Genomic DNA, 18,862 nt, shown 5'->3' with positions numbered 1-18,862 from the left:
AGTTCTCGGGTGATGAGATGGAAGAGGGGATGAGCTACTACGACGAAGAAAGCCTGTCGCTGTGCGGTGTGGAAGATTTCCTGAAAGTGGTGAACGCCTACCGCGACTTTATGAAACAGAAGTAATTCCCCGAAGCGTCCCTGCTTCGGGCCACGATTACACGGTCGGAATGTTACGGCCGTAGTAAATTTCGCGCATCTCTTTCCAGAGCAGGTCGGTAATGACCTTACGCTCTTCTTCGCTTAAATCTTCCGGCTTCGTGTGGAACATGTAGTGCTTAAGGTCGAATTCCTTAAGTAACATTTTGGTGTGGAAGATATTTTCCTGATAGACGTTCACATCCATCATGTCGTATAGCGACTTCATGTCGTCGGACATGAAGTTCTGAATGGAGTTGATCTCATGATCGATGAAGTGCTTCATGCCGTTGATATCACGGGTAAAACCGCGTACGCGATAATCAATAGTGACGATATCGGATTCCAGCTGGTGGATTAAATAATTCAACGCATTCAGCGGTGAAATCACGCCGCAGGTCGACACTTCAATATCCGCGCGGAAGGTACACAGTCCGCCTTCCGGGTGGCTTTCCGGGTAGGTGTGCACGCAGATATGGCTTTTATCCAGGTGGGCGACAACCACTTCTGGCAGCGGGCCGGGGTGCTCGGTTTTGTCGATAAGCTGCGGGTCAACCGGCTCTTCGCTGACCAGAATGGTGACGCTTGCTCCCTGCGGCTCGTAATCCTGCCGCGCGATATTCAGGATGTTGGCGCCGATAATCGAGCAGGTCTCTGTCAGGATCTCGGTCAGACGGTTGGCGTTGTAGAGTTCATCGATATAGGCGATATAACCATCGCGCTCTTCTGCTGTTTTGGCGTAGCAGATATCGTAAATACAAAAACTCAGGCTTTTGGTCAGATTGTTAAAGCCATGCAGTTTAAGCTTTTTCAATTAGTTCACCTCCTTTGAGGACAGCGCGTCTTGCAGATATTGAGGCAACGCAAAGGCTGCGGTGTGGATCGCCGGGTTGTAGTATCGGCATTTGAGTCCGGCCTGGTGGAAGCGGGCCTGGATAATTTCGGTGGAGAGATGGCGCAGGACGTCGTTATCCGTCGCCCAGGCAAAGGTCATGATCCCGCCGTAGTAAGTGGGGATCGCCGCCTGGTAGAAGCTGACGTCAGCAAAATAGGTGCTCAGCTTACGGTGGCTATCAAGCGCTTCATCCTGTTGCAGGAAGCAAACGCCGTTTTGCGCCACAAAAATCCCGCCAGGCTTCAGGCATCGCTTGCAGCCTTCGTAAAACGACGAGGTAAACAGCGACGCGCCGGGGCCGATAGGGTCGGTACAGTCAGAGATAATGACATCAAACGTTTGCGTGGTCTGGTTAACAAAATTGACGCCATCGTCGATAACCAGATTAAACCGCGGATCGTCATAGCTGCCAGCATTGTGGTTGGGCAGATACTGGCGGCAGAACGACACCACACCGGCGTCGATTTCCACCATGGTGATGGTTTCGACATTCTGATGACGCGAGACTTCACGCAGCATCGCGCCGTCGCCGCCGCCGATAATCAGCACGTCCTTCGCGTGGCCGTGGGCCAGCAGCGGGACGTGGGTCATCATTTCGTGATAGATAAACTCGTCGCGCTCGGTGGTTTGCACCACGCCGTCCAGCGCCATTACGCGGCCAAAGGCGGCGTTTTCGAAGATTATCAGATCCTGATGATCGGTTTTCTCATGATAGAGCACGTTATCCACGGCAAAATACTGACCAAACTGGTCATGCAGCGTTTCTTGCCATACCGTTTTTTCGGTCATGGGGAGCACCTCCTTCGTTAGCATCCATTACATCCGGCAGATGGGCGCAACACAACACCGCCGTGAAGCGGTTAGCGGGTCAACAAGGGGCGTCGGGAAGGTTACTTCACGTAGGCGAGCAGGCTGAGTGAATCGCGAGCCAGCGCTTTGCATTTTTTAGCAGTGGGAATGCCAATACCGCTTAAATCACGGTAGCTGTCTTCACCGAGCGCCTTCATGTCGAAGCTGTCGTAGTTGCTGAGGTCCCATTGGTTCTGCTGGGCAAAAAAGACCAGTGCGCGACGAATTTGCCCATTGGGTAAATTCTGGTAACCACAATCGTTTTTCAGAAAAACAAAAACTGCCGTCAGATCGGCCATATCTTCCGCTTCGTTTTCACTTAGCGCGTAACTGTTCGCACACATCGCCATCAGGCTGGCGAACAAAATTGTTCTGAAAAACGTCTTCATTGCCTTTACCACTGCATCACGGAAAATTAACGTTAGCATACTTGATGCCAGGCCGACGATCTTTATTATTGCCGCCGTGCTTGACCTTCCGGTAAGGGGAGGGTTTATGCTCAAAAGATCGCCTGCTGGAAATAAGGAAATGCACATGCAACGTCGTGATTTTTTAAAATTTTCTGCCGCGCTGGGGGTTGCCAGCGCGTTACCGCTCTGGAGCCGCGCCGTTTTTGCCGCCGACAGACCTGCTTTACCCATACCTGAATTACTCGCCGCAGATGCCCGCAGCCGCATTCAGCTTGTGGTGCAGGCCGGTAAAACCACGTTCGGTCAGCACGCCGCCACGACGTGGGGTTATAACGGCAATTTGCTCGGCCCTGCGTTGCAGTTACGCAAAGGGAAGGCGGTGACGGTAGACATTCATAACACGTTAGCGCAAGAGACCACGCTGCACTGGCATGGGCTGGAAGTCCCGGGCGAAGTGGATGGGGGGCCTCAGGGCGTCATCAGGCCTGGTGGTAAACGCAGCGTCACCTTTACTCCTGACCAGCGTGCGGCGACCTGCTGGTTCCACCCGCATCAGCATGGCAAAACGGGCCATCAGGTGGCGATGGGGCTGGCCGGTCTGGTGCTGATTGAAGACGATGAAAGCCGCCTGCTGCGCCTGCCAAAACAGTGGGGTATCGACGATGTCCCGGTGATTGTGCAGGACAAAAAATTCAGCGCTGACGGGCAAATTGACTATCAGCTGGACGTAATGAGCGCGGCGGTAGGCTGGTTTGGCGATACGCTGCTGACCAACGGCGCAATCTACCCGCAGCATGCCGCGCCAAAAGGCTGGCTGCGTTTACGCCTGCTAAATGGCTGTAACGCCCGCTCGCTGAACTTCGCCACCAGCGATAAACGCCCGCTGTATGTGGTGGCAAGCGACGGCGGCCTGCTGCCGGAACCGGTGAAGGTGAGCGAGCTGCCGATGCTGATGGGCGAGCGCTTCGAGGTGCTGGTGGATATCAGCGATGGCAAAGCGTTTGACCTGGTGACCCTGCCGGTCAGCCAGATGGGGATGGCCGTTGCGCCGTTTGATAAACCCCATCCGGTCCTGCGCATTCAGCCGCTACAGATCGCCGCTTCCGGTACGCTGCCGGACGCCCTCACCACGCTACCCGCACTCCCGTCGCTGGACGGGCTTACGCAGCGTAAACTTCAGCTCTCCATGGACCCGATGCTCGACATGATGGGCATGCAGGCGCTGATGAAGAAGTACGGCAATCAGGCCATGGCGGGAATGCACCACGGCCAGATGATGGGCCATATGAATATGGACCACGGTAAAATGGGCGGCATGGATCACGGCGGCCATGGTTTCGATTTCCACAACGCCAACCGCATCAACGGCAAAGCGTTCGATATGAACACGCCCATGTTCGCCGCCACGAAAGGGCAGTTTGAACGCTGGGTGATTTCAGGCGAAGGCGACATGATGCTGCACCCGTTCCATATCCACGGCACGCAGTTCCGTATTCTCTCTGAGAACGGTAAAGCGCCGGACGCGCATCGCCGGGGCTGGAAAGATACGGTGAGGGTGGAAGGCGGTGTCAGCGAGGTGCTGGTGAAGTTCGATCACGAAGCGCCGAAAGAGTTTGCCTATATGGCCCACTGCCATCTGCTGGAGCATGAAGATACGGGGATGATGCTGGGCTTTACCGTATAAAAAAAGCCGGGTAGCGGCTTCGCCTTACCCGGCCTACATAGGACACCCGAAAGCCCGGTAAGCGTTAGCGCCACCGGGCTTTTTCATTACTTAGCGTCGTCAGGCAGTGCATACGCGACAATATAGTCGCCCATCTTCGTGCCAAACGAACCGTGACCACCTGCGGAGATGACAACGTACTGTTTGCCATTCACTTCATAGGTCATCGGCGTTGCCTGTCCACCGGCTGGCAGACGGCCTTGCCACAGTTTTTCACCGTTGGTCATGTTGTAGGCGCGCAGGTAGTTATCTGCGGTTGCCGCGATGAACAGCACGTTACCGGCGGTGGAGATTGGGCCACCCAGCATTGGCATACCCATATTGAACGGCACTGGAACAGGCATCGGGAACGGCATGCTGTCCTGTGGCGTACCAATACGTTTCTTCCAGACGATCTTGTTGGTCTTCAGATCCAGACCGGAGATGTAACCCCAGGCAGGCTGTTTACACGGCAGACCGAACGGAGAAAGGAACGGATTCAGGGTCACACCATAAGGAACGCCATACTGCGGCTGGATACCGGCTTCGGTACCGCTGCCTTTCGCATCTTTCGGCTGCTCCATTGGGTTACCCGGACCGCGTGGGATCAGACGGGAAACGAACGGCAGCGCCATTGGGTTAGCGATGGCGACCTGACGGTTAGGGTCAACGGAGATCCCACCCCACTCGAACATCCCCAGGTTACCCGGGAAGACCAGCGTGCCCTGCTCTGACGGCGGCGTGAAGATGCCTTCATAGCGCAGCTGGTGGAACATCACGCGGCATACCAGCTGGTCAAACATCGTGGCACCCCACATGTCTGCACCGCTGAGGTCTTTCTCCGGACGGAAACTCAGATCAGAGAACGGCTGCGTTTTGGTGACGTAGTCGCCTTTGGCCGCACCCTGCGGAACCGGTTTTTCCGGCGCAGGAACAACCAGCTTACCGTTGCTGCGATCCAGCACGAAGATGTTGCCGGTTTTGGCCGGGGCGTAAATCACCGGAACGGTTTTACCGTTAACGGTAATGTCCGCCAGCGTCGGCTGGGACGGCATATCCATATCCCACAGATCGTGGTGAACGGTCTGGTAGCTCCATGCCAGTTTACCGGTCGTTGCGTTCAGCGCCACGATGGAGCTGGCGTAACGTTCCTGCTCCGGCGTACGGTTACCGCCCCAGATATCCGGCGTGGTCACGCCCATCGGCAGGTAAACCAGGTCCAGCTTCGCGTCATACGCTGCCGGTGCCCAGGAGTTCGGTGAGTTAAAGGTAAAGGTGTGTTCATCCGATGGGATCGCGTTGGGATCTTTCGCGCCCGGGTCGAAGGCCCACAGCAGTTTACCGGTGTTCACGTCGAAACCACGGATAACGCCGGAGGTTTCGCGGGTAGAGAAGTTATCCGTTACCGAACCGGCAATCACGATGGTTTTATCGGTAATGATTGGCGGGGAGGTCGGCTCATACAGACCCGGCGTAGTGTCCGGCATGTTGGTCTGAAGATTCAGAATGCCTTTGTTAGCGAAGGTTTCGCACAGCTTACCGGTCTCAGCGTTGATGGCAAACAGGCGGCCATCGTTCACCGGCAGCATAATGCGGCGAGGACAGTCGGCAATGACTTCCGGGCTGGCATTATCAGCGCGCGCTTCGTGGTAAGAGACGCCGCGGCAGGTGATGTGCTGGAACGACGGGTTGGAGTTCAGCTGTGGATCAAAGTGCCATTTCTCTTTACCGGTGGCCGCGTCGAGCGCGAACAGACGCTGGTGCGCCGTACACAGGTAGAGCATGTTGCCCACTTTAATCGGGGTCACTTCGTTGGTCAGCTCACCCGGATCGTTCGGCATTTTCAGGTCGCCGGTACGGAATACCCAGGCTTCCTTCAGGTTTTTCACGTTGTCCGCGTTGATCTGCTTCAGCGGGGAGTAACGTTGACCTTCCTGATTTCGACCATATGCTGGCCAGTCGCCGTCAGCCACCTGCGAAATAGCCGCAGCCGGTGTGGATTCAGTGTTCAGCGTACCGTGGATCTCCTGCGGGTCGTTGAATCCGGCCCAGGTCAGGATGCCGCCACTAATCAGCAGGGCAACGACCAGACCGGCTACAGCACCACTGGAAGGGACGATCAGACGACGCCAGACAAACGGCAGGATCAGCCAGATACCGAAGAAGACCAGAATGTCGCTGCGCGGCGTCAACGCCCAGAAGTCGAACCCGACTTCCCAGACGCCCCAGATCATGGTTGCGAGCAGTAACGCTGCGTACAGCCACAGAGCAGATTGTTTTCTGCGTAAAAGCAGGACGGTTACGCCAACCATAACCAGACCCGCAATCGGGTAGTACCAGGAGCCGCCAATCGCGACCAGCCATACGCCACCGATTAACAAATACAGCGCGCAGAATGCGGCAAACGCGGCTGTTAATGTCACCAGTAGACGCGGCTGTTTAGTTTTTGTTTCAGCCATAGAAAAGTACTCGTCAGTTTTGTTAATTATTTGCTAGCAATTAATTATAGGTATTAACAACTGTGATCGGAATCACAAATATTGCTTTTTATAACTCATACGCCAGGGCAATCCATTTACTGGTATAATGGCTGGCTTGCGTATCGATGCCGGAGCGAGAGTCATCCGCATTGAGAGATTTTCACTAAAATCATTTGGTTAGTAATATGAAACATACTGTTGAAGTGATGATCCCGGAAGCCGAGATCAAAGCGCGTATCGCCGAACTGGGTCGTCAAATCACCGAACATTACAAGGACAGCGGCAGCGAAATGGTGCTGGTCGGTCTGTTGCGTGGTTCTTTCATGTTCATGGCAGACCTGTGCCGTGAAGTGCAGGTGCCGCACGAGGTCGATTTTATGACCGCCTCCAGTTACGGCAGCGGCATGTCCACAACCCGTGATGTGAAAATCCTGAAAGATCTGGATGAAGATATTCGTGGCAAAGATGTGTTGATTGTTGAGGACATCATCGACTCCGGCAACACGCTCTCTAAAGTGCGTGAGATCCTGAGCCTGCGTGAACCAAAATCACTGGCGATTTGTACCCTGCTGGATAAGCCTGAGCGCCGTGAAGTGCAGGTGCCGGTGGAGTTCGTTGGTTTCTCCATCCCGGACGAATTCGTGGTGGGTTACGGCATTGATTACGCGCAGCGTTATCGCCATCTGCCGTATGTTGGGAAAGTAGTGATTCTGGACGAATAATTGCGGGCTGTTGCCCTCACCCAGCCCTCTCCCACAGGGAGAGGGTGAAAACCCCCGGCTTTGTTATTTATGGTTCACATGCTTAAGCTTGAGGTTGGCAATTCCCGAGCGGTAACGCTGTTCCAGCGTTTCGCGGTTGGTGGCGGTCACTTCCAGATTGCGCAGCAGACCGTCGTGAATACCGTACGCCCAGCCGTGGATGGAGACCTTCTGCCCGCGTTTCCAGGCAGACTGCATAATCGTCGAATGGCCCAGGTTATACACCTGCTCCATTACGTTCAGCTCACACAGGGTGTCGAGACGGCGCTCCTGCGGCATTTCGCCCAGCAGTGAGCTATGTTTGAACCAGATATCACGAATGTGCAGCAGCCAGTTATCGATTAACCCCAGCTCTGTGTTTTCGACCGCCGCCTGCACGCCGCCGCAGCCGTAGTGGCCACAAATAATGATGTGCTCAACCTCAAGAACGTCAACGGCGTACTGCACAACCGAAAGGCAGTTGAGATCGGTATGAATAACCAGGTTAGCCACATTGCGGTGAACAAACAGTTCGCCAGGTTCAAGACCCGTCAGACGTTCGGCGGGGACACGGCTGTCAGAACATCCAATCCAGAGAAAGCGCGGGTTCTGCGCTTGCGCGAGTTTTCCAAAAAATCCGGGGTCTTCCTCCACCAGCATTTTTGACCATAGTGCATTGTTGCTGATGAGTGTATCTATGTCGTTCATGGAGGTTAGCGACCTGTAACCAAGTGATTGCGTTGCGCTACTATAGGGTAACCCGACTTTTAATGAAACCACACAACGTGTGTCAGAACTTAAGGTAAGTTGAATTCATGGCGATTGCACTGGAGCTTGAACAGCTCAAAAAAACCTACCCGGGGGGCGTTCAGGCGCTGCGCGGGATAGATCTTAAAGTCGAAGCGGGAGATTTCTACGCGCTTCTGGGGCCGAACGGGGCGGGGAAATCCACCACCATCGGGATCATCAGCTCGCTGGTCAACAAAACCTCCGGCCGCGTCAGCGTGTTTGGCTACGATCTGCAAAAAGATGTGGTCAACGCCAAGCGTCAGCTGGGGCTGGTGCCGCAGGAGTTCAACTTCAACCCGTTTGAGACGGTACAGCAGATTGTTGTTAACCAGGCGGGTTACTATGGCGTTGAGCGCAAAGAGGCGCTTGAGCGCAGCGAAAAGTATCTGAAACAGCTCGACCTGTGGGAGAAGCGTAACGAACGCGCGCGGATGTTGTCCGGGGGGATGAAGCGCCGCCTGATGATTGCCCGCGCGCTGATGCACGAGCCAAAGCTGCTTATCCTTGATGAGCCGACTGCTGGCGTGGATATTGAACTGCGTCGTTCCATGTGGGGTTTCCTGAAAGATCTGAACGATAAAGGCACCACCATCATTCTGACCACGCACTACCTGGAAGAGGCGGAAATGCTGTGCCGCAATATCGGCATTATTCAGCACGGTGAGCTGGTGGAAAACACCTCGATGAAGAATCTGCTCTCCAAGCTCAAATCAGAGACATTTATCCTCGATCTGGCGGCGAAAAGCGCGCTGCCGAAACTGGAGGGCTACAACTATCGCCTGGTCGATACCTCGACGCTGGAGGTAGAAGTGCTGCGCGAGCAGGGTATCAACAGCGTGTTCTCACAGTTGAGTGCGCAGGGCATTCAGGTATTAAGCATGCGTAACAAAGCAAACCGACTGGAAGAGCTGTTTGTCTCTCTGGTGCACGACAAACAAGGAGACAAGGCATGACGCATCTTTACTGGGTCGCGCTGAAAAGCATCTGGGCAAAAGAGATTAACCGCTTTATGCGTATCTGGGTGCAAACCCTGGTGCCGCCGGTGATCACCATGACGCTCTACTTCATCATTTTCGGTAACCTGATTGGCTCCCGCATTGGTGAGATGCACGGTTTTACCTATATGCAGTTTATCGTGCCGGGCCTGATCATGATGGCGGTGATCACCAACGCTTACGCGAACGTGGCGTCGTCGTTCTTTAGCGCCAAGTTCCAGCGCAACATTGAAGAGCTGCTGGTGGCCCCGGTGCCAACGCATGTGATCATCGCCGGTTACGTGGGCGGCGGCGTAGCGCGCGGGCTGTGCGTGGGGATTCTGGTGACGGCGATTTCGTTGTTCTTCGTCCCTTTCCAGGTGCATTCGTGGCTGTTCGTGGCGCTCACATTATTGCTGACGGCGATCCTGTTCTCCCTCGCCGGGCTGCTGAACGCGGTGTTTGCTAAAACGTTTGATGACATCAGCCTGATCCCGACCTTCGTGCTGACGCCGCTGACCTATCTGGGCGGGGTGTTTTACTCCCTGACGCTGCTGCCGCCGTTCTGGCAGGCGCTGTCGCACCTGAACCCGATTGTCTACATGATCAGCGGCTTCCGCTTTGGCTTCCTCGGCATTGCCGATGTCCCGCTGTTCACCACCGTTGTGGTGCTGGTGGTGTTTATCGTGGCATTCTATCTGCTGTGCTGGTATCTGATCCAGCGCGGACGCGGGCTGCGTAGCTAACCTTCTGCCCGGCGACGTTCTGTTTGCCGGGCACTTTCTTTGACAGTTATCACCGTAAACTAACCTTCACCTGGATAAACTACTCGCCTGCTAAGGAGAGACGTTATGCTGGGATGGGTGATCACCTGCCACGATGAAGAGGCACAGGAAATGCTGCTTAAGCTGGAGGCCCGATTTGGCCCCCTGGCGCAATGTCGTGCGGTAAATTACTGGCGAGGGCTGAGCACCAATATGCTCAGCCGGATGATGTGTGACGCGCTGCATGAAACCGACACCGGCGATGGCGTGATTTTTCTCACTGACAGATCCGGCGCGGCGCCATACCGTGCGGCTGCCCTAATGAGCCATAAGCACGATAACTGTGAAGTAATCTCCGGTATCAGCCTGCCTTTACTCGAAGCGATGTATCCGCTGCGCGCAACGTTGAGCAGCGCTGAGTTTCGTCACGCCATTGTGGCGCAGGGCTCGCCGGGCGTGAGCAGCTTGTGGCACCAGCAGCAGAAGAACCCGCCTTTTGTTCTGCTTCACGATCTGTATAAGCATTAAACATTGGTATTGATGCCGCTTTTGTTACAATGGCGGCTGATTTTCTGTGTCGATTTATATTCCATGCTCAAACGCGTTATCTTTATCCTTCTGCTCGTGGTTTCCGGTGGTGCGTCTGCCAGCCTGACCAGTCAGCAAGGCCTTCCTGCCCAATATATGCAAACCACCGAAGATGCGGCCATCTGGGCGCAGGTGGGAAATGCCGTTGTGAATGTGGGGAATGTCCGCGCCGGGCAGATCCTCGCTGTCTTTCCGGCCGCGGCGGATTACTATGAATTTCGTTTCGGATTCGGTACGGGGTTTATTGATAAAGACCACCTTGAAAAAGTGCAGGGCAAACAACGCGTTGAGGATAGCCTGGGTGACTTGAACAAGCCGCTCAGTAATCAAAACCTCATTACCTGGAAAGACACGCCGGTGTATAACGCCCCCAGCAGCGGAAGCGCGCCCTTTGGCACCTTAAGCGCTAATCTTCGCTATCCGATTCTGAATAAGCTGAAAGACCGCCTGAACCAGACCTGGTTCCAGATCCGTATCGGTAATCGTCTGGCATGGGCAAGCAGCCTGGATGCGCAGGAAGATAACGGGCTACCGGTTCTGACCTACCATCATATTTTGCGTGATGAAGAGAACACCCGTTTTCGACATACCTCCACGACGACCAGCGTACGTGCGTTTAATAATCAGATGGCCTGGTTACGCGATCAGGGCTATACCACGCTGACGATGTACCAGCTTGAAGGGTACGTGCGTAACAAGATGAACCTGCCCGCGAAAGCGGTGGTGATCACTTTTGATGATGGTCTCAAATCGGTGAGTCGTTACGCGTACCCTGTTCTGAAAGAATATGGCTTCAACGCGACGGCGTTTATTATTTCATCCCGAATCAAAGGCCACCCGCAGAAGTGGGATCCAAAATCGCTGCAGTTTATGAGCGTTCAGGAAATTAAGGGCATCCAGGATGTGTTCGACATTCAGTCTCACACTCATTTCCTGCATCGCGTGGATGGCTATAAACACCCCATCCTGTTGAGCCGTAGCTATCACGTGATCCTGTTTGATTTTGAACGCTCACGTCGTGCACTGGCGCAGTTCAACCCGCGCGTGTTGTATGTTTCGTATCCGTTTGGCGGCTATGACAATAAAGCGATAAAGGCAGCGAATGACGCTGGTTTTCATCTGGCAGTGACGACGATGAAGGGGAAGGTGAAGCCGGGGGATAATCCGTTCCTGTTGAAGCGTTTGTATATATTAAGAACGGACTCACTGGAGACGATGTCGCGGCTGATCAGTAATCAGCCGCAGGGATAGCGGTTAGTCGTATGAAAGGGTGAATACACCGGTGGCTTTAAACGACCCCGGTTTCACTGTGTTTCCGTTTGCTACCAGTTGAGCAACATAATTAATTTGCTTGGATTCAGGGGTTTGATAATCCGTTATGACATAGGATGAGTCAGGATTATTCGGCAGAAGTTGAGAGGTTCCGTTATACATGATTCTCACGCCTGCGCCCTCAGCTTCGGACGAAAGCGTATTACCAAGAAGATCATTATTTTTTCCGGTTAGCTTTGAGGTGGTGAGTTTGGTTGTGATATTTGCCACACCGGTACAATTACTTAAGCTAATTGAAAAAGGGATATCCTTAACCCGATTGTTTTTAATGTCTGAAACATAATATTCCCCCAGGTTAACATTATTAGTACCATCCGATAGCATGGCCATGTCGCAGGTTGGAAGAACGATCGGGATCTGGAATGAGTCCTCGTTGACCACAAATGTCCATGGTTGGTTGTTAGTATCATCTGGATTACCAATAGCCATTTTACCCAGAGTGCCGGGTTTGGGTCTGATTGCGGTTTCTTTGTTCGGGTTGCCTCTGTAACCTTCATCAATATAAATTTGAACTGAGGTGTTTATCCATTTTCTATCCCAGGGGTCAGACTTACCTGAGGATGCAACGGTAGTCCAGCCAGTAGTATTCATAGCGAAGTAACCACCCATGCCTCCAGTGCTTTCTGCGGTGTGCACCCTTACGGAATAATAAATCCCCGGAATATTTGTTTCAAACATAGCCCTGCCATAACTGCTCCCCATCAGCAAGGTCGGGTTTGTTTGTGACACGAGGTTAAAACCATCGTCCCCCATACCACATTCGGCCTGAATGCCTGGTGTCAGGTTAACGTTAAAAAGAGTACTGGCATAATTACCCGGAGGGGGAAGACGTACGGTGCCACCTGAGTAGTCAGAATTGATCAGCGTGGTTGTGCCGCCTTTTCCATTATTCATGCGGCACTCATCTGCCCAGCAGGAGTGGCTGAGGGTTAATAACGCGCTCGCCATGGCAAACGCCATTGTGCCTTTCACGTTGAAACCCTGTCTTATAAAGTTGAACATTCTCATCCTTTTTCCTGTTCTGATTATTATTCGTAAGTGACGTCAACCAATACTTTACTGGTAACGACACCACCAGCCACTACGCCAATATTTTGATATCGGGCATAGAACTGATAATCCGTTAAAAATGCAGTATCCTGACCGCTTACGTCATAAGTGATTTTTGACGTGCCGTCGTTGTTTAAAACATTCTTTTTATATTTTTCAGAGAAAACGACGACGCCGACATTTTTTGCCGCGCCTGCGGCGGTATCATCACTTTTGAAAACCTGATTTTGTCCTGGCCAGAAACCCGACTGCGGCGAAAAGCTAAAACTCAGCTTTTTAGCCGTACCGCTGTCTCCATAGCAATCATCTACATGGATCTTAAAAGGCGTACCGCCTGCATCATCGGTTGCAGTAAAACGATCGCTACCATCCGGGTTATAAAACCAACTGCGCATCGCATTGGGGAGATAAATTTCGCCGTCATTTTCCACGGTCATCTTACAGGTGCTATTAACAATGTTAGCGGTAATATTTACGTCTAATCCTGAGCTTGCCTGGCTTACGCCAGGCAAGATGCCACCAGCCAAGCCCATAAGCAACACAAGACCGGGCTGGTATAAAATAAACGGTGATTGTTGCATACTGGTTCCTGGTATTATGGATAAGCGATAGTAAACGTGACTGGCGCAGTAACCGCCCCCGCGCCTACATCAGCAATGGTTTGGCCTTGCCCGATAACGATACGGGAATTCATCGGGAATTCACCGGTACCATCAGTAATGGTGACATCCTTAGCAGCCGGAGGCGTGTTACAGCTCATAAGCTCGCCAGTATCGACAATACCCGACCAGATCTCAAAGCCCGTTGCTAAGCCGCCAGAGTAAGAATCACCCGTCTTGTTGACGCCACTGCATTCACCACCAGCGCCTTTCGCAGCGGACACCGTTGCCTTGGTTACTCCAGAACAGTTGGTGAAACTAATCTTGAGCGGCTCGACACGGGTTTTGTTCACCAGATCGGATTTGTATACGTCGCCGAACGCAATTTCAGTGGAGGCTGTGCCTGCATCGTTAAGTACTTTTGCGGTACATGTGCCTGATACAATTTTTGATTTAATCGTTAATTCGACACTAGGGGTGCCTGTAATTGCTGCGCTTGCCATTCCCGAGAACAGAAGAGCAGAAACGGACAGGGCGATAAAAGTAGAATTGAATTTCATAATGTTGCTCCGTTTTCCTGCACTAATCACTCGTAGCTAAATTCAAAGGTCGCCACGGCCTGAAAATCACCAATGGTCATGCTGTTTTCTTTTGTTTCACGTAAGGTGGCCACCAGAGCAACTTCCTTATTCTGGATTTCTGTCGGACTCCAGACCAGGCGCTCTGAATCCAGGGTTGAGTTAATGATAAAAGGAGTATTTGGTGCATCGGCTCTGGCGATTTCAGCCGCAGAGTAATCAGCGCCACCGTTAGTTTTTGCAATCTGGTTAACAAGGCCGCTAGCTAAATAACCTGATTTGGTTCCTTTTACGGTTGTTTTTAACGAGGTCAGCGACGCCGGGCATTCAACGAGCACAATTTTGAAATTGGCATTTGCCGTTCCGGCTTTGACATCATCTAAACGTACCTGACCGTTATTACCGATAGTCAGCGTTTGCTGCGTATCTGAACCCGTACCGCCGACCAGTTTCATATCGCAGGTGGTTTCGCGGATATTGGCAGTGAAGTTAACATTGAGATCGGCTGCCGCAGCAGAACCTGACATCGCTAACATTGCTAATGCGATTAATGAATAACCGCAATGATTTTTCTTCATATTATTTCCCATGGGTGTGATTCCCTGTTTTAACATCATTACATTTGGCACTGTTGATTACTCAGAATCGTGGTTAAGCCTGCTTTCTTCGCATTTTCAGGAATCTGATAATGCACCGTGCAAGAGCTGGATCCATCGCTTCCCCATACCACCCGGAGAGCGCCTTTGTCTTCCACACCGCGTACATAAGCTTGTCCTGCCTGGCCTACCGTTCCGATAGATTCGTTTTTCTCATTCAGAACGTCTGCACCTAACGGAATAAAGCCGTTATCAGAACGTTGTAATTCCAGAACAAGCGAACGACCTTCATCCGTTTCAAAATTCACTAATACAACGGAGCCATTGCGAGGTACGGCAACTGCGCTGGTATTTTTGATTTCAACGTCTGCTTCGAGAGTACTAATATCGAGCGATACTCGGTTTTCTCTGTAGGCTGACATATACGGCATAATCCCGTACCCGGAACTGTTAATGCGGCTTTGGCCGTAACCCAGCCGAGCACCCGTTGCGCCACTTGCTTTTACCAGCGCAAGTGAATCCGTTTCGCCGATACTGCCGGATGTAAATACAACGCCACCCGAGTGAACAACCATTCCGCCGTTATAACTCGCGGAATACTGTTTACTATTGTCATCGCCAAAGGACGCTGAGACACCGAGCGGCCCGTAAGGACTGTTCCATGAGCTATAGCCACTGACCTGGTTCAGGTTGCCGTAGTTGCCCCCGCTTGATGAGGCGCTAACGGAATAGCTCACTTCACTGTTTTTGGAGTTGCCGCTTGCCGTAGAGTTAAAACTGGTACCGCCTTTTAAATCAGTGCGCAGGCTCATGTTGACATTATTGAATCCGCCTGACTGCGCGCTATCTTTATTGAATATGCTGAATGGAATACTGACGTTTAAATAAACGCTGTCATCCTTTTCCCCTGTTTCGTTGTACGTGCGTTGCACAGAAACGCTATAGCTACCGTAAGCAAAACTATTGTTGTAACCCACGCTGTAGTCGGAAGTGGAGCTAGAGTCATTCCAGTAATCCTGCCAGGTGCCGCTAATATAGAGTGAGCCGTATTCATCACCGTTAACATTCAATGGCTGATTCAGGCTGACCTGTATCTGGTTTTTGGTACGCTGATAATCAGCATAAAGCTCGGCATTGCTGTCATAAGATCGATTGCCATATTCCTCGTGATGAATACTGTCCTGCAATGAGGCGGCATCGTTAAGGCTGAGATAATCTTCTGTAGAGAAGCGATAAGCTGCCACGTTAAGAGATGTGTTAGTGGCTTCAAGCATTTTGCTGTAGGTCAGCCGATAACTTTGCCCTTTAAGCGTGTCCAGCCCGTCGATATCGGCATAGGACCCGGTAACATCTAATGCGAATGCACCAATACGGGTATTCATAGCCAGACCAAGCAGGCCGGCGTAGAAATCCATATCCGTATATTGCGCACCCACGTAACCGGTAAAGGTATTATTCAGACCATACGCGTAAGTTGCGTAGCCAACGTTTGGCTTATCATGCACTGAATCATCATTCAGCTCACCTAAACCCACATCCCAGCGGCTGGAGCCTGGGCGGAGCATTTGTGTAACTGAGGAGAACGGAACGGTAAACGTCCGTTTACTTCCATCGGCTTCCTCTACAGTGACAATCAAATCATTGCCATAGCCTGTTGTACTGAGGTCATTGATCTCGAAAGCACCGGGTGGAACGGTGGTTTCATAAATTTTATTGCCGCTTTGCGTTACGCTAACTTTGGCGTTACTGTTTGCCACACCACGAATTACTGGCGCGTAGCCAGAGGTGCCTTCCGGGAGCATGCGGTCATCGTTATACATACGCGCACCACGCAGGCTCACCGAGTCAAAGACATCACCGCGTGTGTAGGAATCACCCATTACCATCTGTGCGTTAAGTGGTGTGATGTCTCGCTGGAGGTAGATATCCTGGCTGGAATAATGTGTGCCATTATCGCTGTCCCAGTTCAGACTGCCGCGAGAACGTAAACGCCACGGCCCCACGTTCAGGCCATAATGCAAGCCCGCATAAGCGGTATCTGAATTGGTGCCGTTTGACTCGCTGTGCCAGGTATTAAGATCGTATGAGAGTAATCCGGCCGGAACACCATTATCCCATAATGAAGGATCGACATACCCTGCTGGAAGCTTAAGCACGTAGATTTGCGGGAAGTTAAGATCCATTTCCTGCTTGCTACTATCAAAATTTTCAGAAGCACCGGGATAATATTTTTTGATATCTACGCAAGACGTTTCGTCGTTTTTGACATCATCGCCTAATATGCTGGTATCAACGCCTGCCTGTGTCAGCGTGAGTTTAGTCAGACATGCTGAGGCACGTGGCGTTTTGTTATCAATGAATGTCATCTCGACCGTGGATTTTGAATTGCCATTCAAATTCACTTTTACACGGTAAGTACCTGGCAGAACTGGGTTGCCATAAGCATAACGATCGACATTGATACCTCCACCATTATCGATAAGGAACTGGTCATTAAATTCAATGGCCGATTCTGTTTCGGATGAGGTGTCTACAGCTTTTTTTTCAGTCTCGCTGGCATGCAGAGGAAATGCTGCACAGATTGCGAGACATAAAATTGATCGTTGAAATAGCATGCTTCATCCAGACAAGTCGTCGTATGAATGCTATGAATCATTCATACGTGTTATATTTATAATGTGGCGGTGGTGCGGTTATTAATTTACTTTGCTTTCAAAAGTATCAGAGCCGCCATTGTCATTAATGGTTTCGTAAGCAACAGTGCCGGTGGCAGTACTACCTAAACCTTTTACCTGCATAATTTGAGTACTAAACGGTAAAATAGATTTATGCTCAACCTGGTACTCTTTATTTGCTGATTTCAGCTTTACATTTGAAATAGAAACGTTGTAAGGGGAATCATTGTGTGCGATCAGGTTTAGCGTATTACCTTGTTTTTGTTGTGACCACGTTACTTTGGCTGCTGCATCTCCTGGCGTACCTTTCAGGCCGTCAGGTCGGAAAAAGAGTTTAATACGTGTGCGGAATGCCAGCTGGAGCTGGTTAGGATTTTCACCGTCTTTCACTTTTGACTTCGGTGGAATCTCGAGCACATTGAACCAGAATAGGGATTCGCGATCTTGCGGCAATGAACCACCCAGGTACGAGATCCGAACGGATTGACCTTTTTGCGGATCAATTCGGGATACTGGTGGAGTAATAATAAACGGTAGTTTTAATTCCTGTGGGTTGGTGTCATCGCGACCGTCATCGAGCCATGATTGAACTAATAGTGGCTTTTTGCCACGGTTGTCTAAAGAAACGATGACATCTTTTTGCGACTGCTGATAAACAATACGTGTTCCCGAAATAACGATATCTGCGCTTGCCTGGAATGACGCGACAGCAGCAGCTGTAAAGCAGGCAGCTTTAAATCCTTTATAAAATGATGTGCTTAACATTTTTCCACTTCCTGTTGGAATGATATCAATAGTCCCCTGACGTACGTCAGGGGATAATATGAGCATTTTATTTATGCGCTTAAAATTACTCGTAGATCATGGTGAATGCAGCTTGTGCCTGAACCACACCAGCTGACACTGGGTTGTTGGCCGCATCCCAGTTCTGACCCTGGGTATACGCTACACGGTAGTAAAGTGCGCCTGCGCCTGTGGTATCAATCGTTGCTTTCTGGGTATTGTTGGTCTGATCCAGTTTGATCTGATCGGTAGCGGAGTTGCCATCGTTTGACAGTACCAGATTGACGTTTTTAGCGGCGCCTTGAGTATTTGATGGTGGAACCAGCAGACCGCCGGAAGTTGAAGAAGAACCCGCCCAGGAATCAAACTGAGCAGATGCCTGGTTGACGGTAGCAGAATCACAACCTGTCAGGGTGAGGGAGAATTTCTTTTCTCCCAGGGTGCTGGTGGTACCCAGCGCATTAGCGAAGTCTTTTACAAACACGGTATCCAGGTTAACGTCAAAATCATTACCATCCTGGTCAATCTTCTGATCCAGGGATACTTTACAGGTGTTATTAGAAACCATACCGTGGAAAGTAATAGTGCCTGTATCTGAAGGAATATCAGCTGCCATTGCAGAACCCGCACTCAGAACCATTGCTACTACAGTTGCCAGACCTAATTTATTAAAAGACATTTTTTATATCCATATTTAAATGCTAGAAAAGTGAACATAAGCAAGGCTTATGTTCGTTCCGAACAGATGCTTCGGGAAAAGGATTCTAAGTGATGAGTAATGGTTGTGAGAAGCCGTTAGGCGTTAGAAATACTTAAACGATCTTTAAGTCAATATGATTATTTAATAGTGAATGATAATAATTGTTCATCATTTTGATGAGTAGGTGTTCGGCAGGGTGACTTGAATATATTAATAAAAAT

The 18,862-nt window shown here is 51.3% G+C and carries 19 protein-coding genes; 7 read left to right on the top strand and 12 right to left on the bottom strand.

Annotated elements, in window-relative coordinates; all coding sequences use genetic code 11:
- Positions 1–125 (top strand): YacL family protein (locus IM282_RS21655; RefSeq protein ID WP_192970818.1); only part of this gene is annotated, 125 nt, incomplete at its 5' end.
- A 31-nt stretch (positions 126–156) separates the two neighbouring features.
- Here IM282_RS21655 and speD read toward each other — a convergent pair.
- The 3 genes from speD to IM282_RS21640 all read right to left on the bottom strand — a co-directional run bounded on the left by speD (position 157) and on the right by IM282_RS21640 (position 2,270).
- Positions 157–951 (bottom strand): adenosylmethionine decarboxylase, encoded by a 795-nt coding sequence (gene speD, locus IM282_RS21650; RefSeq protein WP_022647070.1) that lies wholly within the window; start codon positions 949–951, stop codon positions 157–159.
- The gene (gene speE, locus IM282_RS21645) at positions 952–1,821 is read right to left on the bottom strand and encodes a polyamine aminopropyltransferase (protein WP_022647071.1); all 870 of its coding nucleotides are present in this window, start codon (positions 1,819–1,821) and stop codon (positions 952–954) included.
- A gap of 101 nt (positions 1,822–1,922) precedes the next feature.
- Positions 1,923–2,270, bottom strand: a complete 348-nt coding sequence (locus tag IM282_RS21640; protein ID WP_003856306.1) for a YacC family pilotin-like protein — start codon at positions 2,268–2,270, stop codon at positions 1,923–1,925.
- A gap of 145 nt (positions 2,271–2,415) precedes the next feature.
- Here IM282_RS21640 and cueO point away from each other — a divergent pair, with 145 nt between their 5' ends.
- The gene (cueO, locus tag IM282_RS21635; RefSeq protein ID WP_032625523.1) at positions 2,416–3,975 is read left to right on the top strand and encodes a multicopper oxidase CueO; all 1,560 of its coding nucleotides are present in this window, start codon (positions 2,416–2,418) and stop codon (positions 3,973–3,975) included.
- An 86-nt stretch (positions 3,976–4,061) separates the two neighbouring features.
- On the opposite strand, the gene IM282_RS21630 is transcribed toward cueO, so the two are convergent.
- Positions 4,062–6,452 carry a glucose/quinate/shikimate family membrane-bound PQQ-dependent dehydrogenase gene (locus tag IM282_RS21630; protein ID WP_023299340.1) on the bottom strand — a complete coding sequence of 797 codons (2,391 nt, stop codon included), beginning with the start codon at positions 6,450–6,452 and terminating at the stop codon, positions 4,062–4,064.
- Positions 6,453–6,658: 206 nt separating this feature from the next.
- Between IM282_RS21630 and hpt the strand changes: the two genes are divergently transcribed.
- A complete protein-coding gene (hpt, locus tag IM282_RS21625) occupies positions 6,659–7,195 on the top strand; it encodes a hypoxanthine phosphoribosyltransferase (protein ID WP_003856303.1) in 537 nt (178 codons plus the stop codon).
- A 63-nt stretch (positions 7,196–7,258) separates the two neighbouring features.
- Here the strand turns inward: hpt and can are convergent, their stop codons facing one another.
- A complete protein-coding gene (gene can, locus IM282_RS21620; protein ID WP_003856301.1) occupies positions 7,259–7,921 on the bottom strand; it encodes a carbonate dehydratase in 663 nt (220 codons plus the stop codon).
- 107 nt (positions 7,922–8,028) lie between these two features.
- Between can and IM282_RS21615 the strand changes: the two genes are divergently transcribed.
- From IM282_RS21615 to IM282_RS21600, 4 genes are all read left to right on the top strand, one after another.
- Positions 8,029–8,955, top strand: a complete 927-nt coding sequence (locus IM282_RS21615; RefSeq protein WP_003856300.1) for an ABC transporter ATP-binding protein — start codon at positions 8,029–8,031, stop codon at positions 8,953–8,955.
- The gene (locus IM282_RS21610; RefSeq protein ID WP_022647074.1) at positions 8,952–9,722 is read left to right on the top strand and encodes an ABC transporter permease; all 771 of its coding nucleotides are present in this window, start codon (positions 8,952–8,954) and stop codon (positions 9,720–9,722) included. The genes IM282_RS21615 and IM282_RS21610 overlap by 4 nt, the downstream gene beginning before the upstream one ends.
- A 105-nt stretch (positions 9,723–9,827) precedes the next feature.
- On the top strand, positions 9,828–10,268 hold the full coding sequence (locus IM282_RS21605) for a PTS sugar transporter subunit IIA (protein WP_022647075.1): 441 nt from the start codon (positions 9,828–9,830) through the stop codon (positions 10,266–10,268).
- Between the two features lie 63 nt (positions 10,269–10,331).
- Complete coding sequence (locus IM282_RS21600) at positions 10,332–11,579, top strand: polysaccharide deacetylase family protein (RefSeq protein WP_192970817.1); 1,248 nt, start codon at positions 10,332–10,334, stop codon at positions 11,577–11,579.
- Positions 11,580–11,582: 3 nt separating this feature from the next.
- Here the strand turns inward: IM282_RS21600 and IM282_RS21595 are convergent, their stop codons facing one another.
- From IM282_RS21595 to IM282_RS21565, 7 genes are all read right to left on the bottom strand, one after another.
- Positions 11,583–12,668 (bottom strand): fimbrial protein, encoded by a 1,086-nt coding sequence (locus tag IM282_RS21595; protein WP_192970816.1) that lies wholly within the window; start codon positions 12,666–12,668, stop codon positions 11,583–11,585.
- A 20-nt stretch (positions 12,669–12,688) separates the two neighbouring features.
- A complete protein-coding gene (locus IM282_RS21590) occupies positions 12,689–13,291 on the bottom strand; it encodes a fimbrial-like protein (protein WP_022647078.1) in 603 nt (200 codons plus the stop codon).
- A 14-nt stretch (positions 13,292–13,305) separates the two neighbouring features.
- Positions 13,306–13,869 (bottom strand): fimbrial protein, encoded by a 564-nt coding sequence (locus tag IM282_RS21585; protein WP_192970815.1) that lies wholly within the window; start codon positions 13,867–13,869, stop codon positions 13,306–13,308.
- A gap of 26 nt (positions 13,870–13,895) precedes the next feature.
- Entirely contained in the window at positions 13,896–14,465 is a 570-nt protein-coding gene (locus IM282_RS21580) for a fimbrial protein (RefSeq protein WP_032625598.1), read from the bottom strand.
- Between the two features lie 38 nt (positions 14,466–14,503).
- Entirely contained in the window at positions 14,504–17,098 is a 2,595-nt protein-coding gene (locus tag IM282_RS21575) for an outer membrane usher protein (protein WP_192970814.1), read from the bottom strand.
- A gap of 81 nt (positions 17,099–17,179) precedes the next feature.
- Positions 17,180–17,923, bottom strand: coding sequence for a fimbrial chaperone (locus IM282_RS21570; RefSeq protein ID WP_022647082.1), 744 nt, complete (start codon positions 17,921–17,923; stop codon positions 17,180–17,182).
- 85 nt (positions 17,924–18,008) lie between these two features.
- Complete coding sequence (locus IM282_RS21565; protein ID WP_023299349.1) at positions 18,009–18,620, bottom strand: fimbrial protein; 612 nt, start codon at positions 18,618–18,620, stop codon at positions 18,009–18,011.
- Positions 18,621–18,862 lie beyond the last annotated feature (242 nt).

This window comes from Enterobacter cloacae complex sp. P29RS (assembly GCF_014893445.1).
Taxonomy (GTDB): domain Bacteria; phylum Pseudomonadota; class Gammaproteobacteria; order Enterobacterales; family Enterobacteriaceae; genus Enterobacter; species Enterobacter intestinihominis.
The sequence above is the reverse complement of the archived record's forward strand: the minus strand, read 5'-3'. Positions and strand labels throughout refer to the sequence as shown.